We start from the raw sequence: 22,777 nt of genomic DNA, 5'->3' as shown, positions 1-22,777 counted from the left end.
CTGTCCGGCTCATGTTGCGGCCGGCCACGCCCCGGGTCTATCCAAGCATGGTCAGGCCTATCCATGATCGGAAAGGGCCGATCCGCACAAGAGGCTTCGGATATGCAGACCGGTCGCGACCGCCGCGCAGGAGATAAGCCAGGGCTGGTGACGGTATGAGCACCCCTGCGAGCGGGCTGTTCGGCGAACTTTTCGTCGACGCCGAGATGGCCGCCCTGTTCGACGACAGGGCGACCCTGCAGGGCATGCTCGATTTCGAGGCCGCGCTGGCGCGCGCCGAAGCCGACGCCGGACTTATCCCGGCAGCGATCGCTGAGATCATCGCGGCCCAGTGCAAGGCCGAGTTCTATCAACCCGCAGAGATCGGCAAGGCCGCCACGCTCGCCGGCAATCCTGCCATCCCCTTGGTCAAGGCGCTGACTGCGCGCGTCGCCGCTCAGGACGCAGACGCCGCCAAATGGGTCCATTACGGCGCAACCAGCCAGGACGTGATCGATTCCGGCCATGCGCAGCAATATGGCGCGGCGCAGGCGATGCTGCTGAAAAGAGCCGCAAGCCTCGCCCATCTGCTCGCGCAGCTCAGCCGGGAGCATCGCCATACGCCGATGATCGGCCGCACCTTCCTTCAGCATGCCGTGCCGGTCAGCTTCGGCGTCAAGGCGGCGCAATGGCTCGATCCGGTGATCGCCTTTCATGACCGCATGCGGATGGAGGGCCAGCCCGCCCATCAGCTCGGCGGCGCGGCCGGCACCCTCGCCTCCCTCGGCGATCACGCCGGGGCCGTGCTCGACGCTTTCATCGCACAGACCTCCTCGCCCGGCGCCGGCATGCCATGGCATACGGCGCGCCATCGCCTCGCAAGGCTGGCGGCGGAACTCGGCATCCTCACCGGCCATCTCGGCAAGGTCGCCCTGGATATCTCGCTGATGGCGCAGACGGAGGTCGGCGAACTCGCCGAACCCGAGGCGCCCGGCAAAGGCGGCTCGTCGGCGATGCCGCACAAGCGCAATCCTGTCCTGTGCACGCTGATCCTTTCGGGCGCGAAGCGGGCGCCGGGACTGGTCTCGACCATGCTCGCAAGCCTGCCGCAGGAGCATGAGCGCGCCATGGGCGGCTGGCACGCGGAATGGCGCACCATGTCGGAACTCTTCGCCATTGCCGGTACTGCGCTGAGCCAAACCATCACCCTGATCGAAGGGTTGCAGGTTTTCCCCGAGCGCATGCGCCGCAACCTCGACATGACGCATGGACTCGTCATGGCCGAACGCGTCTCGCTGGCGCTCGCCGGCACGCTTGGACGCGCGCAGGCCCATCACCTCCTCGAGGAAGCAAGCCGTCTTTGCGTCGCGACCGGCCGCCATCTGCAGGACGCTCTGGCCGAGAGCGAAGCGGTGACAGCCCAGCTCGGAGCAGAGGAACTCGACGCCCTGTTCGATCCGGCGACCTATCGCGGTGCGAGCGACGTCATCATCGACCGCAGCCTTGCCCATTATCAGGCCTGGAAGACCGCGCGTGGTTGAACTGTCAGCCGCAGAGCGCGCGATCGCCAGTGGCGCACAAGGCGCGGGCGCCGCGATGGCGATGCGCATCGTCGCCGAGGCAGCGCGGCTGATGGGCGCGCCCCGGCTGATCCCGGTCGCCTCCGCCCATATCGACGGCGCGCTCTATCACGGCGATTCCGGTACTCTCTTCGCGGAGAGGCTGGTTGCAGGCGCAGCGAAGGTCGCGGTTCGCGCGACCCTGAACGTCGGCTCGCTCGGCCCGGCCGGTTGCGCCGCGATCCGCCTGCCGCCCCACGAGCGCGACATGGCCGGCCGCATGATGCGGGCCTATGAGGCGATGGGCTGCGAACCCTCCTGGACTTGCGCGCCCTATCAGGCCGGCCACCGCCCGGCGCAGGGGACGGATGTCGCCTGGGGCGAGTCCAACGCCGTGGTGTTCTGCAATTCCGTGCTCGGCGCCCGCACCAACCGCTATGGTGACTTTCTCGATATCGCCTGCGCCATCGCTGGCCGGGCTCCGGATTATGGCCTGCACCGCCCGGAAAACCGCGTCGCGACACTGCTGATCGATGTCACCGGGCTGTCGCAGGCTTTGCGCAGCTCGGATGTGTTCTACCCGGTGCTCGGCACGTTTCTCGGCCGCATGGCTGGCGATGCGGTGGCTGTGATCGAAGGCCTGCAGGGCTGCACCACCGAAGACCGGCTGAAGGCGCTGGGCGCTGCCGCCGCCTCGGCCGGCGGTGTCGGACTGTTCCATGTCGCCGGCGTGACGCCCGAAGCACCGGACGCCGCGACCGCGCTCGGCGGATTGCCCGCGCGCGAGCAGATTCTGCTCACCCCCCAAGAGGTCGCGAGCACGCTGGCGCGGCTTTCCACGGCTGGCGACACGGGCCGCGTCGATGCAGTCGCGGTCGGCTCGCCGCATCTTTCGCTGGCCGAGATCGACCAGATCGAGCACCTGCTCGCCGGCCGCACGCTCAAGGCCCCGCTCTACGCCAATACCGGCCGCCATGTCCTGAAGCCGCTGGAGGCGCAGGGTCGCCGCAGCGCGCTGGAAAGCGCCGGCGTGATCTTCGTGGTCGATACCTGCATTGTCGTCACGCCGATCCTGCCCGAGATCGCGGATGCCGTGCTGATGACCAATTCCGGCAAGTTCGCCCACTACGCGCCGGGGAATACGGGATACGCCGTGACCTATGGCTCGCTCGGCGAATGCGTCGAGAGCGCGGTCGCCGGCCGGCTCGTCAGGGAGCGGCAGGCATGGAGCTGAGGCAAGAATGGAGCTGAACACGGAGATTCTGGTTCCCGGCGCAGCTGTCGAAGGCGTATGCCTTGCGCTGTCCGCACCGATCAGCTTCTGGGGCGGCGTCGATCCGCGCTCCGGCATCATCATCGATGCGCGCCATCCGCAGCGAGGCCTGAGCATCGCAGGCACGATCCTCGCCTTGCCCGGCACGATCGGCTCCTCCTCGGCTTCCGCCGTGCTGCTCGAACTCGTTCATGCCGGCAAGGCGCCGGCCGCCCTGCTGATGGATGCGCCGGACGCCATCCTGCTGCTCGGCCTCTTGGTCGCGCGCGAGATGGGCTGGCCGACGCCGCCCGCGCTACGCCTCCCCGCCGAGCAGCAAAGACCTCTCGCAGGCCTGCGCCTTCTGCTATCCAGCGATGGCAGGATCACGGAAGACAAAGTCGCAAGCGACTAGGACAAGCGACTGGCGCAAGCGACTAAGGCAAACGACTAAAGACAGAGGGGAAGGCCGATGCCGATCGAAACCATCAGGGGCGAGCCCTTCAACATCCGGCTCGACGGCTCGCCCGAGGCACCGGCCTTGCTGCTGTCGAACTCGCTGGGCACGGACCTCTCGATGTGGGGCCCGCAGATCGCGGAATGGTCGCAACATTTCCACGTCATCCGCTACGATTCACGCGGCCACGGCCAATCGACCGCCCCTGACCGCCCCTATTCCATCGCCGGGCTGGGCCATGATGCGCTGGCGATCCTCGACCATCTCGGCATCGAGAAGGCGCATTGGTGCGGTGTCTCCAAGGGCGGCATGGTAGGCCAATGGCTCGCGACCCATGCCCGCAAGCGGCTGGGCCACGTCGTGCTGGCCAATACCGCAGCCCGCATGGGCCCGCCCGACCTCTGGAACGCCCGCATCAAGAACGTCCGAGCCAACGGCATGGCCGGCCTCGTGCAGCCGACGCTGGAACGCTGGTTCAGCCTGGGCTTTCGCGAGGCGGATGCAGCGACCATCGCCAAGGTCAGCGAGATGCTCGCCTCGACACCGGCTCTCGGTTACGCGAATTGCTGCGGCGCGGTCCGCGACATGGACCAGCGCGAGCCGATCCGCTCGATCACCAACCCTGTGCTGGTGATCGTCGGCACGCTTGATCCGGCGACTCCACCGGAAATCGGGCGCCAGATCGCCGACGCCATCCACGGTGCCAAGCTCGTGGAACTCGAAGCGGCGCATCTCTCCAATCTCGAACAGCCCGCGGCCTTCACCAGCGCCGTGCTCGATTTCCTGACCGCCTGAGGAGCCTGCCATGGACGACAAGACCCGTTACGACAACGGCATGAAGACCCGCCGGGCCGTGCTCGGCAGCGCCTATGTCGACAAGGCCAGCGCAGGCGTCACCGCGTTCAACCAGGACTGGCAGGAGTTCATCACCCGCACAGCCTGGAACGACGTCTGGAACCGGCCAGGCCTGGCTCGCCGCGAACGCTCGATCATCGTGATCTCGATCGCCGCCTCGCTCGGCGCCTGGGGCGAATTCCGCATCCATGTCCGCGGCGCGCTGAATAACGGCTTGAGCCGCGACGAGATCAAGGAGGTGCTGATGCAGACGGCGATCTATGCCGGCGTCCCCGCCGCCAACCACGCTTTCAAGGAAGCCGCCAGCGTCTTTGCCGAGGTCGATGCCGAGTTGAATACAGAGGCCGCCGAGGACTGAGGGCGCCAAGGACTGAGGGCGACCAGGAGCACGCGACGACGCTACACGGCGTCGAAACCGCGCCTGCGGTAGATCAGGCTGCTGCCCGCCCCGGCGCCGCCGATCCCGACCACCTCTCCGATCACGACGCGATGGCTGGCGATGTCATGCATCGCCACCAACCGGCAATCGAAGGCGGCAAGCGCCCCGGCCAGAACCGGCGCGCCGGTTGCCAGCTCATCCCATCGGGCAGAGTTGAAGCGCGCTTCGCCTTCGATGCCGCGCCGGCTGGCGAAAATCTCGGCCAGATCCTCGCTGCCCCCCGGCAAGGTATTGATGCAGAAGAAGCCGCTGGCCTCGATGGCGGCCAGCGTGCGGCTGGATCGCTCGATGCAGACAAGCACCGTCGGCGGCGAATCCGAGACGGAGGCAACAGCCGTCGCCGTCAGCCCCATCCGCCCGGCCGGACCGAGCGTGGTGACGATATGCACGGCGCTCGCCACCTGGGCCATCGCATTGCGAAAAGTCGACGGCGCGGGCTCGATTGCGAGCTCGATTTCGGACTGAATTGTCTTTGTCATCGGCTCGATCTGCCGGAAGGGGCGGGTTCGCCGTTCATGTAGGGGGTTCGAGGCCCAAACACCAGACGCCTTGCCGCGCCCGAATTTGCCGCATCACATGATTCGCATAGATATATCACAATGAATTCACCTCGATGCATGCTGCACATCAATCGCGGCTAAGGGTCGCCAGGAGGCCCTTGCGGAGATGCAGCATCAGCGCATCGCTCGCCCCCATCGCAGCAGTTGGATCGGCCTTCGCCACGGCCTGCGCGAAGGCGACATGATGGGCCGCCGCCGGCACGAGATCGTCCTGCCGCTCGAAATGGTACCAGGCGCGCCGGATCAGGGCCTGGAGCGGCTCGACCGCGCGTGTCGCATAGGGGCTGCGCGCCGCTTCGGCAACCACCGCGTCGAGTTCCTTGTCGAGCCGCATATAGGCGCCGGCATCGCCGATCTCGGCAGCGGCGCGCATCGCCTTGGCAGCTTCGATGATCGCGATCCGCTCACGGGGACTGGCTCTTTTTGCCGCATCCGAAGCGATAAGCCGCTCAAGAACCTCGCGCGCATCGAGCGCCGCCATGATGTCGATCGCATTAATGCCGGCGACGACGACGCCCTTGCGCGGCAGGATTTCGACCATGCCCTGCTGCGCCAGCCGGATCAGCGCCTCGCGTACCGGGGTCCGCCCGACGCCGACGAGGTCGATCATCTGCGCCTCCGTCAGCACGGCGCCCGGGCGCAGCGACAGCGTCACGATGGCCTCTTCCAGCCGGCGATAGGCCACCTCCGACAGGCTTGGCGCGGCCTGCCCCACCAGCATCGGGCCGGCCTCTTCGATGAGGCGGGAATCGGGTCCCGGAGACGCGCTCATGCATGGCCCTTGGTCGAGGAAATCCGGATTGACGCGGCACCGCTTCTTGATATATCAATCATCTCACAGCCGCCCGAGAACACGACTTTGCCATCTGCAAGCGAAACGGGCCAGCGCGCAAGGAGCTTTGTGTCATGACCAAATGGACCGGCGTTCTGCCTGCGGTCACCACGAAATTCACCGTCGACGACCAGCTCGACGTCGCCGAGATGGAGCGCTGCTTCAAGCTCCAGCTCGATGCCGGCGTCCACGGCCTGATCATTGCCGGCTCGCTCGGGGAAGCATCGACGCTGGACCCCGACGAGAAGATCGAGGTCCTGAAGATCGCGCTGCGTGTCGCCGGCGGCAAGGTCCCGGTGCTGCTGACCGTGGCGCAGGGCTCCACCCGGGGCGCCTGCAAGCTGGCCGAGGCCGGCGCCAAGGCCGGCGCCGCCGGTTTCATGGTGCTGCCCGGCATTCCCTACAAGTCAGAGCCGCACGAGACGATCGCGCATTACCGTTCTGTCGCGAAGGCAGGCGGGCTTCCCGTCATGATCTACAGCAATGCCCCGGCCTATGGCGTCGACATCACGCCGGCGATGCTGGAGGAGATGGCCGACGAGCCGCTGTTCACGGCGATCAAGGAATCGTCCGACGATATCCGCCGCATCACCGAAATGAAGACACGCTTCGGCGATCGCTTCGCGATCCTGACCGGGGTCGACAATCTGGCGCTCGAAAGCCTCGCGCTGGGCGCGGACGGCTGGGTCGCCGGCCTCGTCGTCGCCTATCCCAAGGAGACGGTGGCGATCTACGAGTTGGCGAAGGCCGGCCGCATGGCCGAGGCGATCGCGATCTATCGCTGGTTCCGTCCCCTGCTCGATCTCGACGTCTCCGCCCGACTGGTGCAGAACATCAAGCTGGTCGAAGCGCTGGCGATCGGCTCCAATGATCGCTGCCGCGCCCCGCGCATCGCTCTCCAGGGTGCGGAACGCGCGCGTTTGACCGCCATCGTCCAGGCGGCGGAAGCAAAGCGTCCGGCGCTGCCCTCGTTCTGAAGCCGGAGGCCGGGATGGCTTTCACCTGCACGATCCCCGCCACTCCGACCGTCCAGCAGGACGACGAGGCCATCCGCATCACGCGCTGGGATTTCGAACCCGGCGCCGTGACGGGCTGGCACAGCCATGGCTGGCCCTATTTCGTGGTGATGCTGGTGGCGGGCACGCTGCGCATCCATGACGGCAAGAGCGAAACCGACGTGCCGCTCGGCCTGGGGCAGGCCTATATGCGCCCTGCCGGCATCGAGCACGACGTCATGAACGGCTCCGACCATCCGATCGCCTTCGTCGAGATCGAGGTCAAGCAGCCCGCCGCCCTGAAGCAGCTGAGCCTGCCGTGAAGGTCGCGGTCGTCGGCGCTGGCATCGTCGGCTCGGCTATCGCCCATGCGCTGCTCGACGATGGCCACGAGGTCCTGATCATCGACAAGGAGGGACCGGCTTTCGGCCCCTCGCGCGGCAATGCCGGCTGGATCGCCCATACCGATATCCTGCCGATCGCCAGCCCCAAGATCCTGCGGCAGGTGCCGAAATTTCTGCTCGATCCGCTCGGTCCGCTGACGATCCGCCCGGCCTACCTCCCGAAACTTCTTCCCTGGCTCACCCGTTTCGTGCTGGCCGCTCGCCCGCAGGCCTATGAGCGCTCGATCCGTGGCCTCGTCGCCCTGCAGCAACTCGCCTTGCCTGCATGGCTCGCGCGGGCCGACAAGGCCGGGCTGACCCGCCATATCCACCGTCATGGCGGGCTCTACGCCTTCACCGATGCGGCAGCCTTCGCAGAAGCCCGGCTGATCGCCGCAAGGCAGGCCGAATTCGGCATCAGGGTCGACATGATCGGCCCCGACGAACTGTACCAGCTCGAACCCGCGCTCAAGCACCGCTTCGTCGGCGCTGCCTTCCACCCCGACGCCGCCCATATCAGCGACCCGCTCCAGCTGACGCTCGCGCTGTTCGAGGCGGCGCTGGCGCGTGGCGCGGTCTTCGAGAAAGCTGAGGTCGCCAACATCTCGACCGGCGAGCGCCCTGCCTTGATCGGACCCGACGGTTGGCAGCGCGTCGTCGACCGCGCGGTGATCGCGGCCGGCGCATGGTCGAAGCCGCTGGCTGCGGCGCTCGGCGACCGTGTCCCGCTCGATACGGAGCGCGGCTACAATGTCAGCTTTCCCGGAGTGACCGGCCTGACCAGCCGCCCGGTCGGTTTCGAGGGCCACGGCTTTGTCATGACGCCATTGGAGAGCGGCCTGCGCATCGGCGGCGCGGTCGAGTTCGGCGGACTGGAAGCCAGCCCCAACCACGCCCGCACCAGGCTGCTCTACGACAAGGCCACAGGCTTCGTAGAGGGATTGCCAGCCTTCGAGATCGGCAATCTCTGGATGGGTTTCCGCCCATCGCTGCCCGATTCGCTTCCGGTCATTGGCCCCGCGAATCGCAACCGCAACGTGCTCTACGCCTTCGGCCACGGCCATTACGGCATGACGCAATCGACCGCGACGGCCGACATCGTTGCTGCTCTCGTCGCTGGCCGCGCGCCCGCGATCGATATCGCGCCGTTCAGCCCAAGGCGCTTCTGAATCAGACCATCAGCCAACAAGGCCAAGCCCATGACGACCCATACTTTCTTCTGCGTCGACGGCCACACCTGCGGCAATCCCGTGCGCCTCGTGGCCGGCGGCGGGCCCCGGCTGGAGGGCGCCAACATGGTCGAGAAGCGCGCCCATTTCCTTGCCGAATATGACTGGATCCGCACTGGGTTGATGTTCGAACCGCGCGGCCACGACATGATGTCGGGCGCAATTCTCTACCCGCCGACGCGCGCCGATGCCGACATCGCTTTCCTCTTCATCGAGACGTCCGGCTGCCTGCCGATGTGCGGCCACGGCACCATCGGTACCGTGACCATGGCGCTGGAGCGCGGGCTGGTGACGCCGCGCCAGGAAGGCGTGCTGAAGATCGATACGCCGGCCGGGCTGGTGACCGCGACCTATGTCCGCAACGGGCCTTATGTCGACAGCGTCCGCATCACCAACATCGCCTCCTACCTCCATGCGACCGGCCTCACTGCAGAGGTCGAGGGGTTGGGCGAGGTGACGGTCGATGTGGCCTATGGCGGCAATTTCTACGCGATCGTCGACCGGCAGGCCGTGTTCAAGGACATAGCGGACGTCAACCCGTCCGACCTCCTGCGCTGGAGCCCGAAGCTGCGCGCTGCTTTCGGCGCGAAATACGAATTCATCCATCCGGAAAACCCGGCGATCAACGGGCTCAGCCATGTCCTCTGGACGGGCGCACCGACCAAGCCTGAGGCACACGCCCGCAACGCCGTATTCTATGGCGACAAGGCGCTCGACCGCTCGCCCTGCGGCACCGGGACCTCCTCGCGCATGGCGCAATGGGCGGCGCAGGGAAAGCTGAAGGTCGGCGACGACTTCATCCATGAAAGCATCATCGGCACGCTCTTTCGCGGCCGGGTCGAACAGGCCGCGCAGGTCGGCCCCTTCGAGGGAATCATTCCCTCTATCGAGGGCTGGGCCCGCATGACCGGCTACAACACCATCTTCATCGACGACCGTGATCCTCTCGCCCATGGCTTTCAGGTCGCGGACCGGCCCTGAGTCATGGTTCGCCCTCGCGAAACCTCGATTTGCCATGCCCCAGGCGCAGGCCGGCGCCGCTATTGCGCTGCACAACAAGCAATCATGTTGCGCGAATTCGCCTCCGGACGGCAAAGATCACTGCCTAATCCTTTAGCAAGAAGCGGCAGATTGCTTTTGACAGAAAGTTTGTGCGGGGCGATTGTCGGCACCGCACGCCATTGCTAGGCATGCATAGTAATCGCATCCCGCATGCGTCGGTGTCATGCCGACGAAGAGAACGGGAGCTGGTTCGAGGGGTTAGCGTCGTCGATGGAAGTATTCCTGCAGCAGCTCATAAATGGGCTGACCCTGGGGTCGATCTACGGCCTCATCGCCATCGGCTACACGATGGTTTTCGGCATCATCGGCATGGTGAATTTCGCTCATGGCGACATCTTCATGCTGTCGGCCTTCATCGCGCTGATCTTTTTCATGCTGATCGCCTCCTGGTTCGGCGCGGGGCTGATCGTGGTGGCGCTGATCTTCGTCCTGATCCTGGCGATGTTCTTCACCTCGCTGTGGAACTGGACGATCGAGCGGGTGGCCTACAGGCCGCTGCGCGGCTCCTTCCGCCTCGCCCCGTTGATTTCGGCCATCGGCATGTCGATCTTCCTGTCGAATTTCGTGCAGGTCGTGCAGGGGCCGCGCAACAAGTCGATCCCGCCGATGCTCAACAAGTCGATCACCCTGATCGAGAGCACGACCTATTCGGTCCAGATTTCCTACAAGCAGATCACCATCATCGTGACCACCGCAGTGCTGCTCGCGGCCTTCTGGTACATCGTCCAGAAGACACCGCTCGGCCGGGCCCAGCGCGCCTGCGAGCAGGACCGCAAGATGGCTGCGCTGCTCGGCATCGACGTCGACCGCACGATCTCGATCACCTTCGTGATGGGCGCGGCGCTCGCGGCGGTCGCAGGCGTCATGTACCTCGTGCTCTACGGCGTGGTCTCCTTCAATGACGGCTTCGTTCCCGGCGTGAAGGCCTTCACCGCGGCCGTTCTCGGCGGCATCGGATCGCTGCCCGGAGCCGTCATCGGCGGGCTCCTGATCGGGCTGATCGAAGTGATGTGGTCGGCCTATTTCACGATCGACTACAAGGATGTCGCGGCCTTCTGCATCCTGGCGATCGTGCTCGTCTTCATGCCCTCGGGCATCCTCGGCCGCCCCGAAGTCGAGAAAGTCTGACACATGGCACAGACAAGCTCGACCCCGAACGCGACACCTGGCCCCCGCAAGCTCGACCTGAAGGCCGCGCTGAAGGAAGCCGGCTTCGCGGCCTTCGTGACACTAGGCCTCTGCATCCCCATCATCGCCTGGGGCACCCGCCAGAACATGGACAATGTCCTGGTGCTCGACCCGCGCTGGGACGCGGTGGCCTGGGCAGTGGGGATCGTCTTCGTCGGCCGCTTCCTTATGGCGCTGCGCCAGCAGGGCAAGGCCGACCGCAAGTCGCTGGTGCGCTTCCTACCGCATGGCACTTTCGCCTTCTTCCAGCGCAATTCGCGGGTCTTCTCGCTATTCGGGCTGGGTTTCCTCGTCACCTTCCCGATCATCGCGATCAATCTCGCGGGCTGGGGCGGCGCGCTGAAATGGATCGACAATTTCGGCGTCCAGATCCTGATCTACGTCATGCTCGGCTGGGGGCTGAACATCGTCGTCGGCCTCGCCGGCCTGCTCGATCTCGGCTATGTCGCGTTCTACGCCGTGGGCGCCTATTCCTACGCGCTGCTCGCCAAGAATTTCGGCCTGTCCTTCTGGATCCTGCTGCCCATGTCGGGCATCCTGGCCGCGTTCTGGGGCATGCTGCTCGGTTTCCCCGTGCTGCGGCTGCGCGGTGATTATCTGGCGATCGTGACGCTCGCCTTCGGCGAGATCATCCGCCTCATCCTGATCAACTGGGTCGAGTTCTCGAATGGCTATGCCGGCATTTCCGGCATCCCGCGCCCGAGCTTCTTCGGCATTCCGTTCAATGCCAGCGATGAGGGCTTCGCGGCGGTCTTCGGGCTCGAATTTTCGCCGCTCTACAGAACGATCTTCCTATACTACCTGATCCTGGCGCTTGCCCTGCTGACCGCCTTCGTCAGCCTGAGGCTGCGCCGGCTCCCGGTTGGCCGCGCCTGGGAAGCGCTGCGCGAGGATGAGATCGCCTGCCGCTCGCTCGGCATCAACACGACCAATACCAAGCTCACCGCCTTCTCGATCGGCGCCATGTTCGGCGGCTTCGCCGGCGCTTTCTTCTCGGCGCGGCAGGGTTTCATCAGCCCCGAATCCTTCGTCTTCATGGAATCGGCGATCATCCTGGCCATCGTCGTGCTCGGTGGCATGGGCTCGCTCTGGGGCTGTGCGATCGCCGCGATCGTCATGATCGGCGGTACGGAACTGCTGCGCGAGCTCGACTGGCTGAAGGCGATCTTCGGCAACGACTTCGACCCGACCAAATACCGCATGCTGATCTTCGGCTTCGCCATGGTCGTGATCATGATCTGGAAGCCGCGCGGGCTGATCTCGACACGAGAACCGACGACATTCCTGAAGGAAAAGAAGACCATCTCGGCCGATATGGTTCAGGAGGGGCACGGCTGATGGCAACCGTTCCGCTCCACGACCGGCCGCTGCTGCAGGTCGAACATCTGACCATGCGCTTCGGCGGCCTCACCGCCGTCAACGATCTCTCCTTCGAGGCCCGCAAGGGCGACATCACGGCGCTGATCGGCCCCAACGGCGCCGGCAAGACGACGGTGTTCAACTGCATCACCGGCTTCTACAAGCCGACCGAAGGTATGATGACCCTGACGCAGGATTCCGGATCCAGCTATCTGCTCGAGCGGATGCCCGATTTTCGCATCTCCTGGAAAGCCAAGGTCGCCCGCACCTTCCAGAACATCCGCCTTTTCGGCGGCATGACGGTGCTGGAGAACCTGCTGGTCGCGCAGCACAACCCGCTGATGATCGCGTCGGGCTTCACCTTTCTCGGCGTTCTCGGCATCGGCGGTTATCGCTCCCGCGAGAAGGAGGCGATCGAGAAGGCCAAGTTCTGGCTGGAGAAGATCAACCTGATCGACCGCGCCGACGATCCCGCGGCCGACCTGCCCTATGGCGACCAGCGCCGGCTCGAGATTGCGCGCGCCATGTGTACCGATCCGGTTCTGCTCTGTCTCGACGAGCCGGCCGCCGGCCTCAATCCACGCGAAAGCCACGACCTCAACACGCTGCTGCTCTCGATCCGCAAGGATATCGGCACGGCGCTGCTGCTGATCGAGCACGACATGTCGGTGGTGATGGAAATTTCAGACCATGTCGTGGTGCTCGACTACGGCACCAAGATCTCCGACGGCACTCCCGCCGAGGTCAAGGCCGATCCAAGAGTGATCGCGGCCTATCTCGGCGTCGATGACGAAGAGGTCGCAGCTGTCGAAGCGGAGGTCGGACTGGCGTGACCGAAGCAGCTCCCCTCCTCGCCGTCCGCGGCGTCAAGACCTATTACGGCAAGATCATCGCCTTGAAGGGCGTCGACATCGACGTGCGGCAAGGCGAGATCGTGACCATGATCGGCGCCAACGGCGCCGGCAAGTCGACCCTGATGATGACGATCTTCGGCAACCCGCAGGCGCGCGAAGGCACCATCACCTATGAGGGCCGCGACATCACGAAGATGCCGAGCCACGAGATCGCCCGCCTTGGAATTGCGCAATCCCCCGAAGGGCGACGCATCTTTCCGCGCATGACCGTGTTCGAGAACCTGCAGATGGGCGCGTCGCTGCGCGACCTCTCCCATTTCGACGAGGACCTCGAAAAGATCTGCGTGCTCTTCCCGCGCATCAAGGAGCGGCTGCAGCAGCGCGGCGGCACGCTTTCGGGCGGCGAACAGCAGATGGTCGCGATCGCCCGCGCCCTGATGGCCCGCCCCAAGCTGCTCCTGCTCGACGAGCCCTCGCTCGGCCTCGCCCCGCTGATCGTCAAGCAGATCTTCGAGGCTATCCGCGAGCTCAATCGCAGCGAGGGCCTCACCGTCTTCCTGGTCGAGCAGAACGCCTTCCACGCGCTCAAGCTCGCCCATCGCGGCTATGTGATGGTCAACGGCCTGGTGACCATGAGCGGCAGCGGCCAGGAACTGCTGGCAAGCCCCCAGGTGCGCGCGGCCTATCTCGAAGGCGGGCGGCATTGAAGCGACATCTCTCCCAAGCAGCCCTCATCCTGAGGAGCCGCGTAGCGGCGTCTCGAAGGATGGTTCAGAGCGCGCTGGAACATCCTTCGAGACGCAGCCTCAGGGCTGCTCCTCAGGATGAGGGCTGTGGCTGCGATATCGAAGCGAATGTTGGAGCCTAGGCCATGCAAGGCATCCTCTACGAAGAACCGACGATCTGGCTGTTCCTGCTGGTCACGGTGGTGATGGGCGGCTGGCTGGCCTGGATGGCGGGCCGCGCGATCGCCCTGACATGGCGCCCGAACTTCCAGCTCGTGATCTATATGCTTGCGCTCGGACTATTCGTGCGCTTCATCCATTTCGCGTTGTTTCAGGCGACGCTGCTGACGCTGCACTATTACATCGTCGATACGGTCATTCTGATGGCATTCGGCTATGCCGGTTGGCGTTTTAACCGCGCGCGGCAGATGACGACGCAATATCGCTGGCTGTTCGAGCGCTCCGGCCCGTTCGGCTGGAAGCCGCGCCCGGGAGCGCAGATTAAGCCCGAATTAGCCTGAAAAAGGCACCAAGCTTGACGCGTGACAGACCGTTGAAAAAGCGCAAGACTGCGTTTCACGGTGGCAACACGCGCCGAGACGGGCGGATCTTCCAGCCCGTTCATAGTAATAGACAGGGGAGTCTCATCTCATGAAGAAACTGCTGTTGGGCGGTATCGCGCTCGGCGCGGTCCTCGCCTTTGCCGGCGTGGCCAATGCCCAGATCAAGCTTGGCGTAGGCGGCCCCATCACCGGTCCGAACGCGGCCTTCGGCGCGCAGCTGAAGAACGGCACCGAGCAGGCGGTCGAGGACATCAACGCCGCCGGCGGCGTGCTCGGCCAGAAGATCGTCGTCTCCGTCGGTGACGATGTCTCCGATCCCAAGCAAGGCGTCTCGGTCGCCAACAAATTCGTCGGCGACGGCGTCAAATGGGTTGTCGGCCACTTCAACTCCGGCGTCACCATGCCGGCTTCGGAAGTCTATGCCGAAAACGGCATCCTGATGATCAGCCCTTCGGCCACCAACCCTAAGATCACTGAACGCGGCCTCTGGAACACCTTCCGGACCTGCGGACGTGACGATCAGCAGGGCGGCGTCGCCTCGGCCTATCTGCTGAAGAACTTCAAGGACAAGAAGATCGCCGTCGTCCACGACAAGACGACCTATGGCCAGGGCCTCGCCGACGAGACCAAGAAGGGGCTGAACGCCGGCGGCGTCAAGGAAGTGCTCTATGAAGGCGTCAACGCCGGCGAGAAGGACTTCTCGGCGCTCGTCTCCAAGATCAAGGCAGCCGGTGCCGAGTATCTCTACTGGGGCGGCCTGCACACCGAAGGCGGCCTGATCGTGCGCCAGATGCGCGACCAGGGCCTGAAGACCGTGCTCGTCTCGGGCGATGGCATCACCACCGACGAGTTCGCCACGATCGGCGGCCCCGGCGTCGAAGGCACGCTCATGACCTTCCCGCCGGACCCGCAGAAGCGCCCGGAAGCAGCCGCCGTGCTGGCGAAGTTCGAAGCGCGCAAGTTCAAGCCTGAAGCCTACACCCTGTACAGCTACGCCGCCGTGCAGATCATGGCCGAAGGCGCCAAGCGCGCGAACTCCGTCGATCCCAAGAAGATCGCGGCGGTCCTCCAGGGCGGCCAGCCCGTGAAGACCGTGATCGGCGATATCTCCTTCGACAAGAAGGGCGACATCACCCGTCCCGACTACACCGTCTACACCTGGAAGAAGAGCGCGGACGGCAAAATCACCTATGTCGAGAATTGATCTCGACTAGCTGACGGCCAAGACAAAAAGACCCGCCCCGGAGCGATCCGGGGCGGGTTTTTCCATGTCCTGCACAATCGGGGCAGCAAAGACGGAAGGCCCCGAAAAGCGCGCGTTACGACTGAATCTGTTTCTGCGGAACCGCGCTCAAGCCTCTGAGGAAGCCGGCGAAACGCAGCAGCCCATCGGGCCAGGGCCCATGGCCGGATTCGGTGTTGAGATGGCCGCTGTCGCCTGCATCGACGAATTCGGCGCCCCACGCCTCGGCCAGCGCCTTGGCTTCATCCTGCGTGCAATAGGGATCGGTCGCGCTGGAAATCAGCACCGCCGGGAACGGAAGCCTTTCGCGCCGGTGCGTAGTGAAGGCCTGTTCCATGCCGGGAATGGCACGCTTGGCCGTCTCGGAGGCCGGCGCAACCAGAAAGGCGCCAGCGACCTCGCCGGGCTTGAGATATTCAGCCGCATGCGCGACAGCGCTGACCCCGGCCGAATGCGCGACCAGTACCACCGGCCGCGTCGCCGCCCGCACAGCCGCGACGATGCGGCTGGCCCAGGCATCCCGCGCCGGCTTGTACCAGTCCTCCTGCTCGACCAGTTGGGCGGTCGAGAGCTTTGCGAGCCAGCGGCCTTGCCAGTGGTCAGGCCCGGAGCCGGACCAGCCGGGGATGATGAGGATGTCGGCATCGGAGGATTTCATGAAACGGCTCTACAAGTGATTGTATTGGTTGATGTGCGGAAAAGACGCCCGGCGGGCGACGCCGAGCCCCAGTTGCCGCTCAAGCGACGCAGCCGCGTCCAGTCTTCAATTCAAGCACCCTTTTGCTAGATTGGACCGACCAGTCGCAGATGACGAAATCGACCGGGCAATAGAAAACAATGATTCCAACAGCTCATCAGCAGATGATGTTTTAGTTCGATTTCCATAACATAGATTAGGAACGCAATCGACGCCAATCGCAGCGATATCAATATCTCCAGACCTCTGTATCGCGCCAACAGTCTCAACAAGATGAGCGTGCAGAAGCGCACCACCGTTTGCAAGAAAGGTGGCATCATCCATCGGAGCGCCATCAGATATTATGATCAATTGTCGATGCCGCGAATCGTTCAGCATCAATCGCTCCGCCGCCCACGAAACGGCTTCGCCATCGATATTCTCCTTGAGAAGGTCGGGGCGCAAAAGGGTTGGGAAATCTGCGAGCCGCACGCTTTCAGTGTTGTTGCCTGAGCTGGCAATCACCAGATGCAGGATCTCGTTGAGCCGCCCCGGCCATGCAGGCTTGCCATCGCGCAACCATTGCTCACGTGGCCGACCTCCCCTCCACATCGAGGTCGTGAAACCAAGAATCTCGAACTTTATGCCCAGAGCTTCGATCATGATCCCGAATGTCTGGATGGCGGTGAGGCACATCAAGATGCGTTGGCCGCGCATCGAGCCAGAAAGGTCCACGAGAATTGTGATCGCTGTCCCAGCACGAACCTCACGCGTCATCAGTTGCGTGAGTTCATTGCGGACCAAGATGGCCTTTGCATTGGCGAAGGCACGCCATTCTCCGAATGTGTCGCGGTAAGCGATCTTCAGAGCTTCATGTTCAAGGGCCTGACTGGACGACATCGGCTCCAGAACCTGGTCGAGATTTCTCAGGGAAACCTCGCAATCATAGGCTCTCGTATAAACGCGATACCCCGCCGGCTCCGGCATCAAAGCCGGCGCTGCGTGCTCGGCCTTGTGCCATCCAAAAAACCTGGCCCAGCGCAATCACACCTCCCCGAACACCCGGGCAAAGATCGTGTCGACATGCTTGAAGTGATAGCCCTCGTCGAACATCGCCTCCAGTTCGGCCGCTGAAAGCTTCGCCGTGACGTCGGCATCCTTCTTGAGGTTGGTCAGGAAGTCCTCGCCATGCTCCCAGGTGCGCATCGCGTTGCGCTGGACCAGGGAATAGCTCTCCTCGCGGCTCGCGCCGGCCTGTGTCAGGGCCAGCAGCACGCGCTGCGAATTGTGCAGGCCGCCGAGCTTGTCGAGGTTCTTGCGCATGTTCTGCGGATAGATCAGCAGCTTGTCGATCACGCCGGTCAGCCGCGCCAGCGCGAAATCGAGCGTCACAGTAGCGTCGGGGCCGATCATGCGCTCGACCGAGGAATGCGAGATATCGCGCTCATGCCAGAGCGCGACGTTTTCCAGCGCCGGCACGACCATGCCGCGCACGAGCCGCGCCAGGCCGGTGAGGTTTTCGGTCAGGACCGGATTGCGCTTGTGCGGCATTGCCGACGAGCCCTTCTGGCCGGCCGAGAAGAACTCCTCGGCTTCATAGACCTCGGTGCGCTGCAGATGCCGGATCTCGGTCGCAAGGCGCTCGACCGAAGAGGCGACGACGCCCAGCGTGGCGAAATACATCGCGTGCCGGTCGCGCGGGATCACCTGCGTCGAGACCGGCTCGACGGCGAGCCCCATCTTCTCCGCGACATAGGCTTCGACGCTCGGATCGATATTGGCGAAGGTGCCGACGGCGCCGGAAATCGCGCAGGTCGCGATTTCGGCCCGCGCGGCGACGAGCCGCTCGCGGCAGCGCGCGAATTCGGCATAGGCCTGGGCGAGCTTGAGCCCGAAGGTCACCGGCTCGGCATGGATGCCATGCGAGCGGCCGATCGTCGGCGTCAGCCTGTGCTCGAAGGCACGGCGCTTGATCGCGGCCAGCAGCGCATCGACATCGGCGATCAGGATATCGGTCGCGCGCGCGAGCTGCACCGAGAGCGTGGTGTCGAGAATATCCGACGACGTCATGCCCTGATGGACGAAGCGCGCCTCGGGACCGACGATCTCGGCCAGATGCGTCAGGAAGGCGATGACGTCATGCTTGGTGACGCGCTCGATCTCGTCGATGCGGGCGACGTCGAAGGTCGCATCCTTGGCCTTGGCCCAGATCGTCGCGGCCGCCTCCTTCGGCACGACGCCGAGTTCGGCGAGCTTGTCGGTCGCATGCGCCTCGATCTCGAACCAGATCCGGAAGCGGGTCTGCGGCTCCCAGATGGCGACCATCTCGGGGCGGGAATAGCGCGGGATCATTGTCTCGTCCTTGTCACCACACGAGCCCTCATCCTGAGGAGCGCTCCGCAGGAGCGCGTCTCGAAGGATGCTCCAGAAGGCACCCGCTGGACCATCCTTCGAGACGCCGCTTCGCGGCTCCTCAGGATGAGGGCTGATTAAATCTCAAACCCACTGCCCGCGCGCGGCTTCAGCCGCCCTGCGGATCGCGGAAATATTGTCGGCATAGGCCGCAGGCCCGCCCTTGAACACGGCGGATCCCGCGACAAACGCATTCGCGCCTGCCCTGGCGGCCAGCGGCGCGGTTTCAGGGGTCGCCCCGCCATCGATTTCGAGCTCGATCGGCCGGTCGCCGATCATGGCGCGCACGCGGGCGATCTTCTCGACCACCGAATGAATGAAGCTCTGGCCACCGAAGCCCGGATTGACCGTCATCAGCAGGATCAGGTCGACATCATCCAGCATCGGCTCGATGGCGCTCTCATGCGTACCGGGATTGAGCACGAGCCCGGCCTTTTTGCCATGGCTCCTGATCGCCTGCAGCGTGCGATGCGGATGCGGTCCGGCTTCGACATGGAAGGAGATCAGATCGGCGCCGGCCTTGGCGAAGGCCTCGACATAAGGGTCGACGGGCGCGATCATCAGATGCACGTCGAAGAACTTCTTCGTGTGCGGCCGGATCGCCTTGAGCACATCCGGGCCGAAGGTGATGTTGGGCACGAAATGCCCGTCCATCACGTCGCAATGAATCCAGTCGGCGCCGGCGGCGTCGATCGCGCGCACCTCCTCGCCAAGCTTCGAGAAATCGGCCGAGAGGATCGACGGGGCAATGCGGATGGGAGCGCTCATGGCTCGCGGTTTAAAGCATCGCGCCGACAAGTGGGAACCGCTTTTCCGCGAAAAAACGACGCGGCAACAAAAAACTTGGGTCCGCGCGGCTGGCTCAGCCTTCGCTGCGCTCCAATCTCAGCGCGACTTCACCGGAAATGACAGGCGCCGGTCGGCCTCCGCGATCTCGGCGGCGGCCTGAGCGAAGGCCGGGCGCTGCTTCAGCCGTACGAACCACTCCGACAGAGCGCGGTAGCCATCGAGCGACGGCCCTCCCAGCCGCAAGGCGAACAGCACCGTCATGAAGAGGGCGATATCGGCGGCGGTCAGCGCCGCACCGAAGAAGGCACGGCCCGCCAGACGCTCCTCCAGCTCGGCATAATGGCCGGCAAGCACGTCCTCGGCGATCAGCGCGTCCGCCTCCTGCGCGATCCGCCGGGTCTGGTCCGACGAGGGTGGTGCCGTGCGATGCATCAGGGGCCGCAAGGCCGCGAACATGATCTCGTCGGCATAGAGCTCGTCCAGCCGGCAGCGGGCGCGCTCGTTCGGACTTTCAGGAAAAAGCGGCGGCTCGGGATAGGCCTCGTCGAGATATTCGATGATGATCGTGGAATCGTAGAGCACGAGACCGCAATCGCTGAGGATCGGCACCTGCCTCTTGGGGTTCAGCGCCGTGACCTCCGGATGGCGGGGATCATACCCGGTGGTCTGGTTGAAGGGCACCATCACCCTGTCGAAGGGAAGTCCTTTTTCCCTCAGCGCGATCTCGACCTTCCGGGAGAACAGACTTAGCGGCCCCGAATGCAGGGTGATCATGGCGTGGCTCCGGCTGCGATGCCGGCAACCTCGCAAATCGCTCCGTCAAGCTTCGTCAGCAGCCTTGCCGCGCTGGATACGGGCTGCGATCCCGCGCAGAAGCCATGGCAGCAGGTAGATCGGGAACTGCGCCAGCGCAAAGAACAGGAAGGTCGAGGGCGGCACGCCGGCGCCCAGCGCCGCGACCAGCAGGCCCATATTGCGCTGGCCGGTGCCGTAGCCAACCATGAAGCGCTCCGGTGCCGGCAGACGCCGCAGCACGATCCAGGCTGTGACGAGCCCGCCCGCGGACACCGCGAAGACGCAGGCGAGCACGAAGAGGACGAGCCTCGGGTTCTCCATCGCCGCACGCGTGACGCCATCCATCGCAGCGATCGCGAAGATGAAATACATCAGCACGCCGAAGCCATCGAGATTGGCCTTCATCGCCTTGATGCGGGCGCGGCCGAGCCAGTATCGCAGCATCGCCGCGACGACCATGCCGCCGCCGACGAAGAGCACGAGACGCAGCGTCAGCACCCAGCGGTCGAGCGGCACCGCCGCCCCCGCCAGCAACTCGACAAGGACCGGCGCGACGACCGGGCTGACCACCGTCGTGAGGATGACGCTGGCGATGATCAGCGAGGGCTCGAAACCGTAGAGGATGGCGATGGCGGGTGAGGACATGATCGGCGGCGCCGCGCCCATGATGGCGAGGCCGAGCACGATGCCGGGGTCGAGCCCGTCCCGCCCCACCAGCAGGAGCGCGCCGCCGATCAGCAGGACGGGTCCCGCGATCAGCCACGCACAGGCCAGGATGAGGCTCGCCGGCTTGCGCAGGAGCCCGACGGTGATGCCGATATCGACCCGCATGAAGGTGACGGTGGTGAAGCAGAAGATCGTGAATGGCAGGAGCGGCCGCGCGGCTGCCGCAAACTGCGGCAGCGCCAGCCCCAGGACGATCGAGAGCGCGAATCCTTGAGTGCCATGGCGCCCGAGCCATGCAAGGCCGGCGGCGAGAAATGCGGCAAGACGCGTCAGCATGAAGGCCTTGAGTCGAACGGAAAGGAGGCAAGTCCGAAAGGGGCAAGACTGACCGATCGGCAGGCACGCGTCATCAGCCATCGGCGCCGCCTCGCCCTGCGTTGGCAGAAAATTGCGCGATAGCCGAGACATCAGCGGTTCGTTCGACGGCAATGTCGCTGCTGGCGCAAATCTTGCGAAACTTTCGGCGATATCGCGCAAAAAGACGTCGCGACGCTGACATTGCCGCGCAAACGGCTATTTTGCAGGGTCAGGGGCTGGCAGGAGTGGATTATGCGGGCAGATACAATCGTTCTCGGCGCGGGCATCGTCGGCATATCTGTGGCGCTGCATCTGCAGAACGCGGGCCGCTCCGTGCTGCTCGTCGACAGGCGCGGCCCCGGCGAGGAAACCAGCTATGGGAATGCCGGGCTGATCCAGCGCGAGGGCGTCTACCCCTACGGTTTCCCGCATGATTTCGGCGCGCTCATCCGCTACGCGATGAACAACACCATCGATGCGTCCTACCACTGGAGCGCGCTCCCCAAGCTCGCGCCCTTCCTCTGGTCCTACTGGATGCATTCGCGCGCCGCCAAACATCAGGCGATCGCCCATCAATATGCGACGCTGATCGAGCATTGCGTCACTGAGCATGACGCGCTGGCTGAGGAATCAGGCGCAACCGGCCTCCTGCGCCGCGATGGCTGGATGAAGGTGTTCCGCACCGCCGCCGAGCAGGACACGCGCCTGGCTGAAGCCGCACGCTGGAAGAATGAGTTCGGCCTGAACTATCGCCCGCTCGACGTTGCAACCTTGCGCAGCGAGGAACCCCATCTCGACCAGAGCCTGATCGGCGGCCTGCACTGGACCGACCCGGTCACGGTGGTCGATCCGCTCGGCCTGTCGAAGGCCTATGTGGCGCGCTTCGAGGAACTCGGCGGCAAGCTCGCGCTCGGCGATGCCACTACGCTGGTGCAGAACGGCGCCGAGTGGAGCGTCACGCTGGCCGACGGCACCAAGGCGCAGGCCAAGGATGTCGTCGTGGCGCTCGGCCCCTGGGCCGATGTCCTGACCAACAAGCTCGGCTACCGCCTGCCGCTCGCGGTCAAGCGCGGCTATCACATGCACTACAAGCCGCTCGGCAACGCCACGCTGAACCACCCCGTCCTCGACACCGAGCGCGGTTATTTCCTCGCGCCCATGCTGCAGGGCATCCGCCTGACCACCGGCGCCGAATTCGCCGAACGCGATGCGCCCAAGACGCCTGTGCAGCTTGCCCGCGCCGAGCCGATCGCCAGGACGCTCTTCCCGCTCGGCGAACGCCTCGATGCCGAGCCCTGGCTCGGCCGTCGCCCCTGCACACCCGATATGATGCCGATCATCGGCCCGGCTCCGAAGCACAAAAACCTGTGGTTCTCCTTCGGCCACGCGCATCACGGGCTGACGCTGGCAGCTGTCACCGGCCGCATGGTCGCCGAGATGGTGACGGGCCAGAAGGTCTTCGTCGACCCGACACCCTTCGCGCCATCGCGGTTTGGCTGAAAGCGCACACCTTCATGCTCGCCCTTGTGGCGAGCATGCGCGATTTAA

At 64.8% G+C, this 22,777-nt stretch carries 23 protein-coding genes and 1 pseudogene; 16 read left to right on the top strand and 8 right to left on the bottom strand.

What is annotated here, in order from left to right:
- Window positions 1-155: 155 nt before the first annotated feature.
- From pcaB to pcaC, 5 genes are read left to right on the top strand one after another with little or no spacing between them, the layout of a single operon-like run.
- Complete coding sequence (gene pcaB / locus C4S73_RS09385) at window positions 156-1,520, top strand: 3-carboxy-cis,cis-muconate cycloisomerase (RefSeq protein ID WP_103872209.1); 1,365 nt, start codon at window positions 156-158, stop codon at window positions 1,518-1,520.
- Window positions 1,513-2,772, top strand: a complete 1,260-nt coding sequence (locus C4S73_RS09380) for an aconitase X (protein WP_200827969.1) — start codon at window positions 1,513-1,515, stop codon at window positions 2,770-2,772. The genes pcaB and C4S73_RS09380 overlap by 8 nt, the downstream gene beginning before the upstream one ends.
- Window positions 2,773-2,779: 7 nt before the next feature.
- Window positions 2,780-3,205 (top strand): aconitase X swivel domain-containing protein, encoded by a 426-nt coding sequence (locus tag C4S73_RS09375; RefSeq protein ID WP_103872208.1) that lies wholly within the window; start codon window positions 2,780-2,782, stop codon window positions 3,203-3,205.
- A 57-nt stretch (window positions 3,206-3,262) separates the two neighbouring features.
- Window positions 3,263-4,042, top strand: a complete 780-nt coding sequence (gene pcaD, locus C4S73_RS09370; protein ID WP_103872207.1) for a 3-oxoadipate enol-lactonase — start codon at window positions 3,263-3,265, stop codon at window positions 4,040-4,042.
- A gap of 10 nt (window positions 4,043-4,052) precedes the next feature.
- The gene (gene pcaC / locus C4S73_RS09365) at window positions 4,053-4,460 is read left to right on the top strand and encodes a 4-carboxymuconolactone decarboxylase (protein ID WP_103872206.1); all 408 of its coding nucleotides are present in this window, start codon (window positions 4,053-4,055) and stop codon (window positions 4,458-4,460) included.
- A gap of 41 nt (window positions 4,461-4,501) precedes the next feature.
- Here the strand turns inward: pcaC and C4S73_RS09360 are convergent, their stop codons facing one another.
- The gene (locus tag C4S73_RS09360) at window positions 4,502-5,020 is read right to left on the bottom strand and encodes a flavin reductase family protein (protein ID WP_103872205.1); all 519 of its coding nucleotides are present in this window, start codon (window positions 5,018-5,020) and stop codon (window positions 4,502-4,504) included.
- Between the two features lie 148 nt (window positions 5,021-5,168).
- Window positions 5,169-5,873 (bottom strand): GntR family transcriptional regulator, encoded by a 705-nt coding sequence (locus C4S73_RS09355; protein ID WP_103872204.1) that lies wholly within the window; start codon window positions 5,871-5,873, stop codon window positions 5,169-5,171.
- A 134-nt stretch (window positions 5,874-6,007) separates the two neighbouring features.
- Between C4S73_RS09355 and C4S73_RS09350 the strand changes: the two genes are divergently transcribed.
- From C4S73_RS09350 to C4S73_RS09305, 10 genes and pseudogenes are all read left to right on the top strand, one after another.
- Window positions 6,008-6,910 (top strand): dihydrodipicolinate synthase family protein, encoded by a 903-nt coding sequence (locus C4S73_RS09350; protein WP_103872203.1) that lies wholly within the window; start codon window positions 6,008-6,010, stop codon window positions 6,908-6,910.
- Window positions 6,911-6,924: 14 nt separating this feature from the next.
- Window positions 6,925-7,251, top strand: a complete 327-nt coding sequence (locus C4S73_RS09345) for a cupin domain-containing protein (protein WP_103872202.1) — start codon at window positions 6,925-6,927, stop codon at window positions 7,249-7,251.
- On the top strand, window positions 7,248-8,480 hold the full coding sequence (locus C4S73_RS09340) for an NAD(P)/FAD-dependent oxidoreductase (RefSeq protein WP_103872201.1): 1,233 nt from the start codon (window positions 7,248-7,250) through the stop codon (window positions 8,478-8,480). Before C4S73_RS09345 ends, C4S73_RS09340 begins: the two co-directional genes overlap by 4 nt.
- 30 nt (window positions 8,481-8,510) lie before the next feature.
- Window positions 8,511-9,521, top strand: a complete 1,011-nt coding sequence (locus C4S73_RS09335; RefSeq protein ID WP_103872200.1) for a 4-hydroxyproline epimerase — start codon at window positions 8,511-8,513, stop codon at window positions 9,519-9,521.
- Between the two features lie 291 nt (window positions 9,522-9,812).
- Window positions 9,813-10,730 (top strand): branched-chain amino acid ABC transporter permease, encoded by a 918-nt coding sequence (locus C4S73_RS09330; protein ID WP_103872199.1) that lies wholly within the window; start codon window positions 9,813-9,815, stop codon window positions 10,728-10,730.
- A 3-nt stretch (window positions 10,731-10,733) separates the two neighbouring features.
- On the top strand, window positions 10,734-12,128 hold the full coding sequence (livM, locus tag C4S73_RS09325; RefSeq protein ID WP_103872198.1) for a high-affinity branched-chain amino acid ABC transporter permease LivM: 1,395 nt from the start codon (window positions 10,734-10,736) through the stop codon (window positions 12,126-12,128).
- A pseudogene (locus C4S73_RS09320) lies at window positions 12,128-12,952 on the top strand (ABC transporter ATP-binding protein); the annotation flags it as partial. The gene livM and the pseudogene C4S73_RS09320, both read left to right, overlap by 1 nt.
- Window positions 12,953-12,978: 26 nt before the next feature.
- On the top strand, window positions 12,979-13,710 hold the full coding sequence (locus tag C4S73_RS09315) for an ABC transporter ATP-binding protein (RefSeq protein WP_103872196.1): 732 nt from the start codon (window positions 12,979-12,981) through the stop codon (window positions 13,708-13,710).
- A gap of 164 nt (window positions 13,711-13,874) precedes the next feature.
- A complete protein-coding gene (locus C4S73_RS09310; RefSeq protein WP_103872195.1) occupies window positions 13,875-14,249 on the top strand; it encodes a DUF6867 family protein in 375 nt (124 codons plus the stop codon).
- A 130-nt stretch (window positions 14,250-14,379) separates the two neighbouring features.
- On the top strand, window positions 14,380-15,495 hold the full coding sequence (locus C4S73_RS09305) for a branched-chain amino acid ABC transporter substrate-binding protein (RefSeq protein WP_103872194.1): 1,116 nt from the start codon (window positions 14,380-14,382) through the stop codon (window positions 15,493-15,495).
- A 115-nt stretch (window positions 15,496-15,610) separates the two neighbouring features.
- Here the strand turns inward: C4S73_RS09305 and C4S73_RS09300 are convergent, their stop codons facing one another.
- The 6 genes from C4S73_RS09300 to C4S73_RS09275 all read right to left on the bottom strand — a co-directional run bounded on the left by C4S73_RS09300 (window position 15,611) and on the right by C4S73_RS09275 (window position 21,208).
- A complete protein-coding gene (locus C4S73_RS09300) occupies window positions 15,611-16,192 on the bottom strand; it encodes an RBBP9/YdeN family alpha/beta hydrolase (RefSeq protein ID WP_103872193.1) in 582 nt (193 codons plus the stop codon).
- 105 nt (window positions 16,193-16,297) lie between these two features.
- A complete protein-coding gene (locus C4S73_RS09295; RefSeq protein WP_103872192.1) occupies window positions 16,298-17,254 on the bottom strand; it encodes a cobaltochelatase CobT-related protein in 957 nt (318 codons plus the stop codon).
- Window positions 17,255-18,562, bottom strand: a complete 1,308-nt coding sequence (gene purB / locus C4S73_RS09290) for an adenylosuccinate lyase (protein ID WP_103872191.1) — start codon at window positions 18,560-18,562, stop codon at window positions 17,255-17,257. It lies immediately after the preceding gene.
- Window positions 18,563-18,706: 144 nt separating this feature from the next.
- Complete coding sequence (gene rpe, locus C4S73_RS09285; protein WP_103872190.1) at window positions 18,707-19,390, bottom strand: ribulose-phosphate 3-epimerase; 684 nt, start codon at window positions 19,388-19,390, stop codon at window positions 18,707-18,709.
- Window positions 19,391-19,507: 117 nt separating this feature from the next.
- Window positions 19,508-20,185 (bottom strand): glutathione S-transferase family protein, encoded by a 678-nt coding sequence (locus C4S73_RS09280; protein WP_244595517.1) that lies wholly within the window; start codon window positions 20,183-20,185, stop codon window positions 19,508-19,510.
- A 45-nt stretch (window positions 20,186-20,230) separates the two neighbouring features.
- A complete protein-coding gene (locus C4S73_RS09275; protein WP_103872189.1) occupies window positions 20,231-21,208 on the bottom strand; it encodes a hypothetical protein in 978 nt (325 codons plus the stop codon).
- A gap of 273 nt (window positions 21,209-21,481) precedes the next feature.
- Here C4S73_RS09275 and C4S73_RS09270 point away from each other — a divergent pair, with 273 nt between their 5' ends.
- Window positions 21,482-22,729 (top strand): NAD(P)/FAD-dependent oxidoreductase, encoded by a 1,248-nt coding sequence (locus C4S73_RS09270; protein ID WP_103872188.1) that lies wholly within the window; start codon window positions 21,482-21,484, stop codon window positions 22,727-22,729.
- Window positions 22,730-22,777 lie beyond the last annotated feature (48 nt).

The organism is Allobosea lathyri (assembly GCF_900108245.1).
In the GTDB taxonomy this organism is placed as follows: domain Bacteria; phylum Pseudomonadota; class Alphaproteobacteria; order Rhizobiales; family Beijerinckiaceae; genus Allobosea; species Allobosea lathyri.
This window is presented reverse-complemented; position numbering and strand designations above follow the sequence as displayed.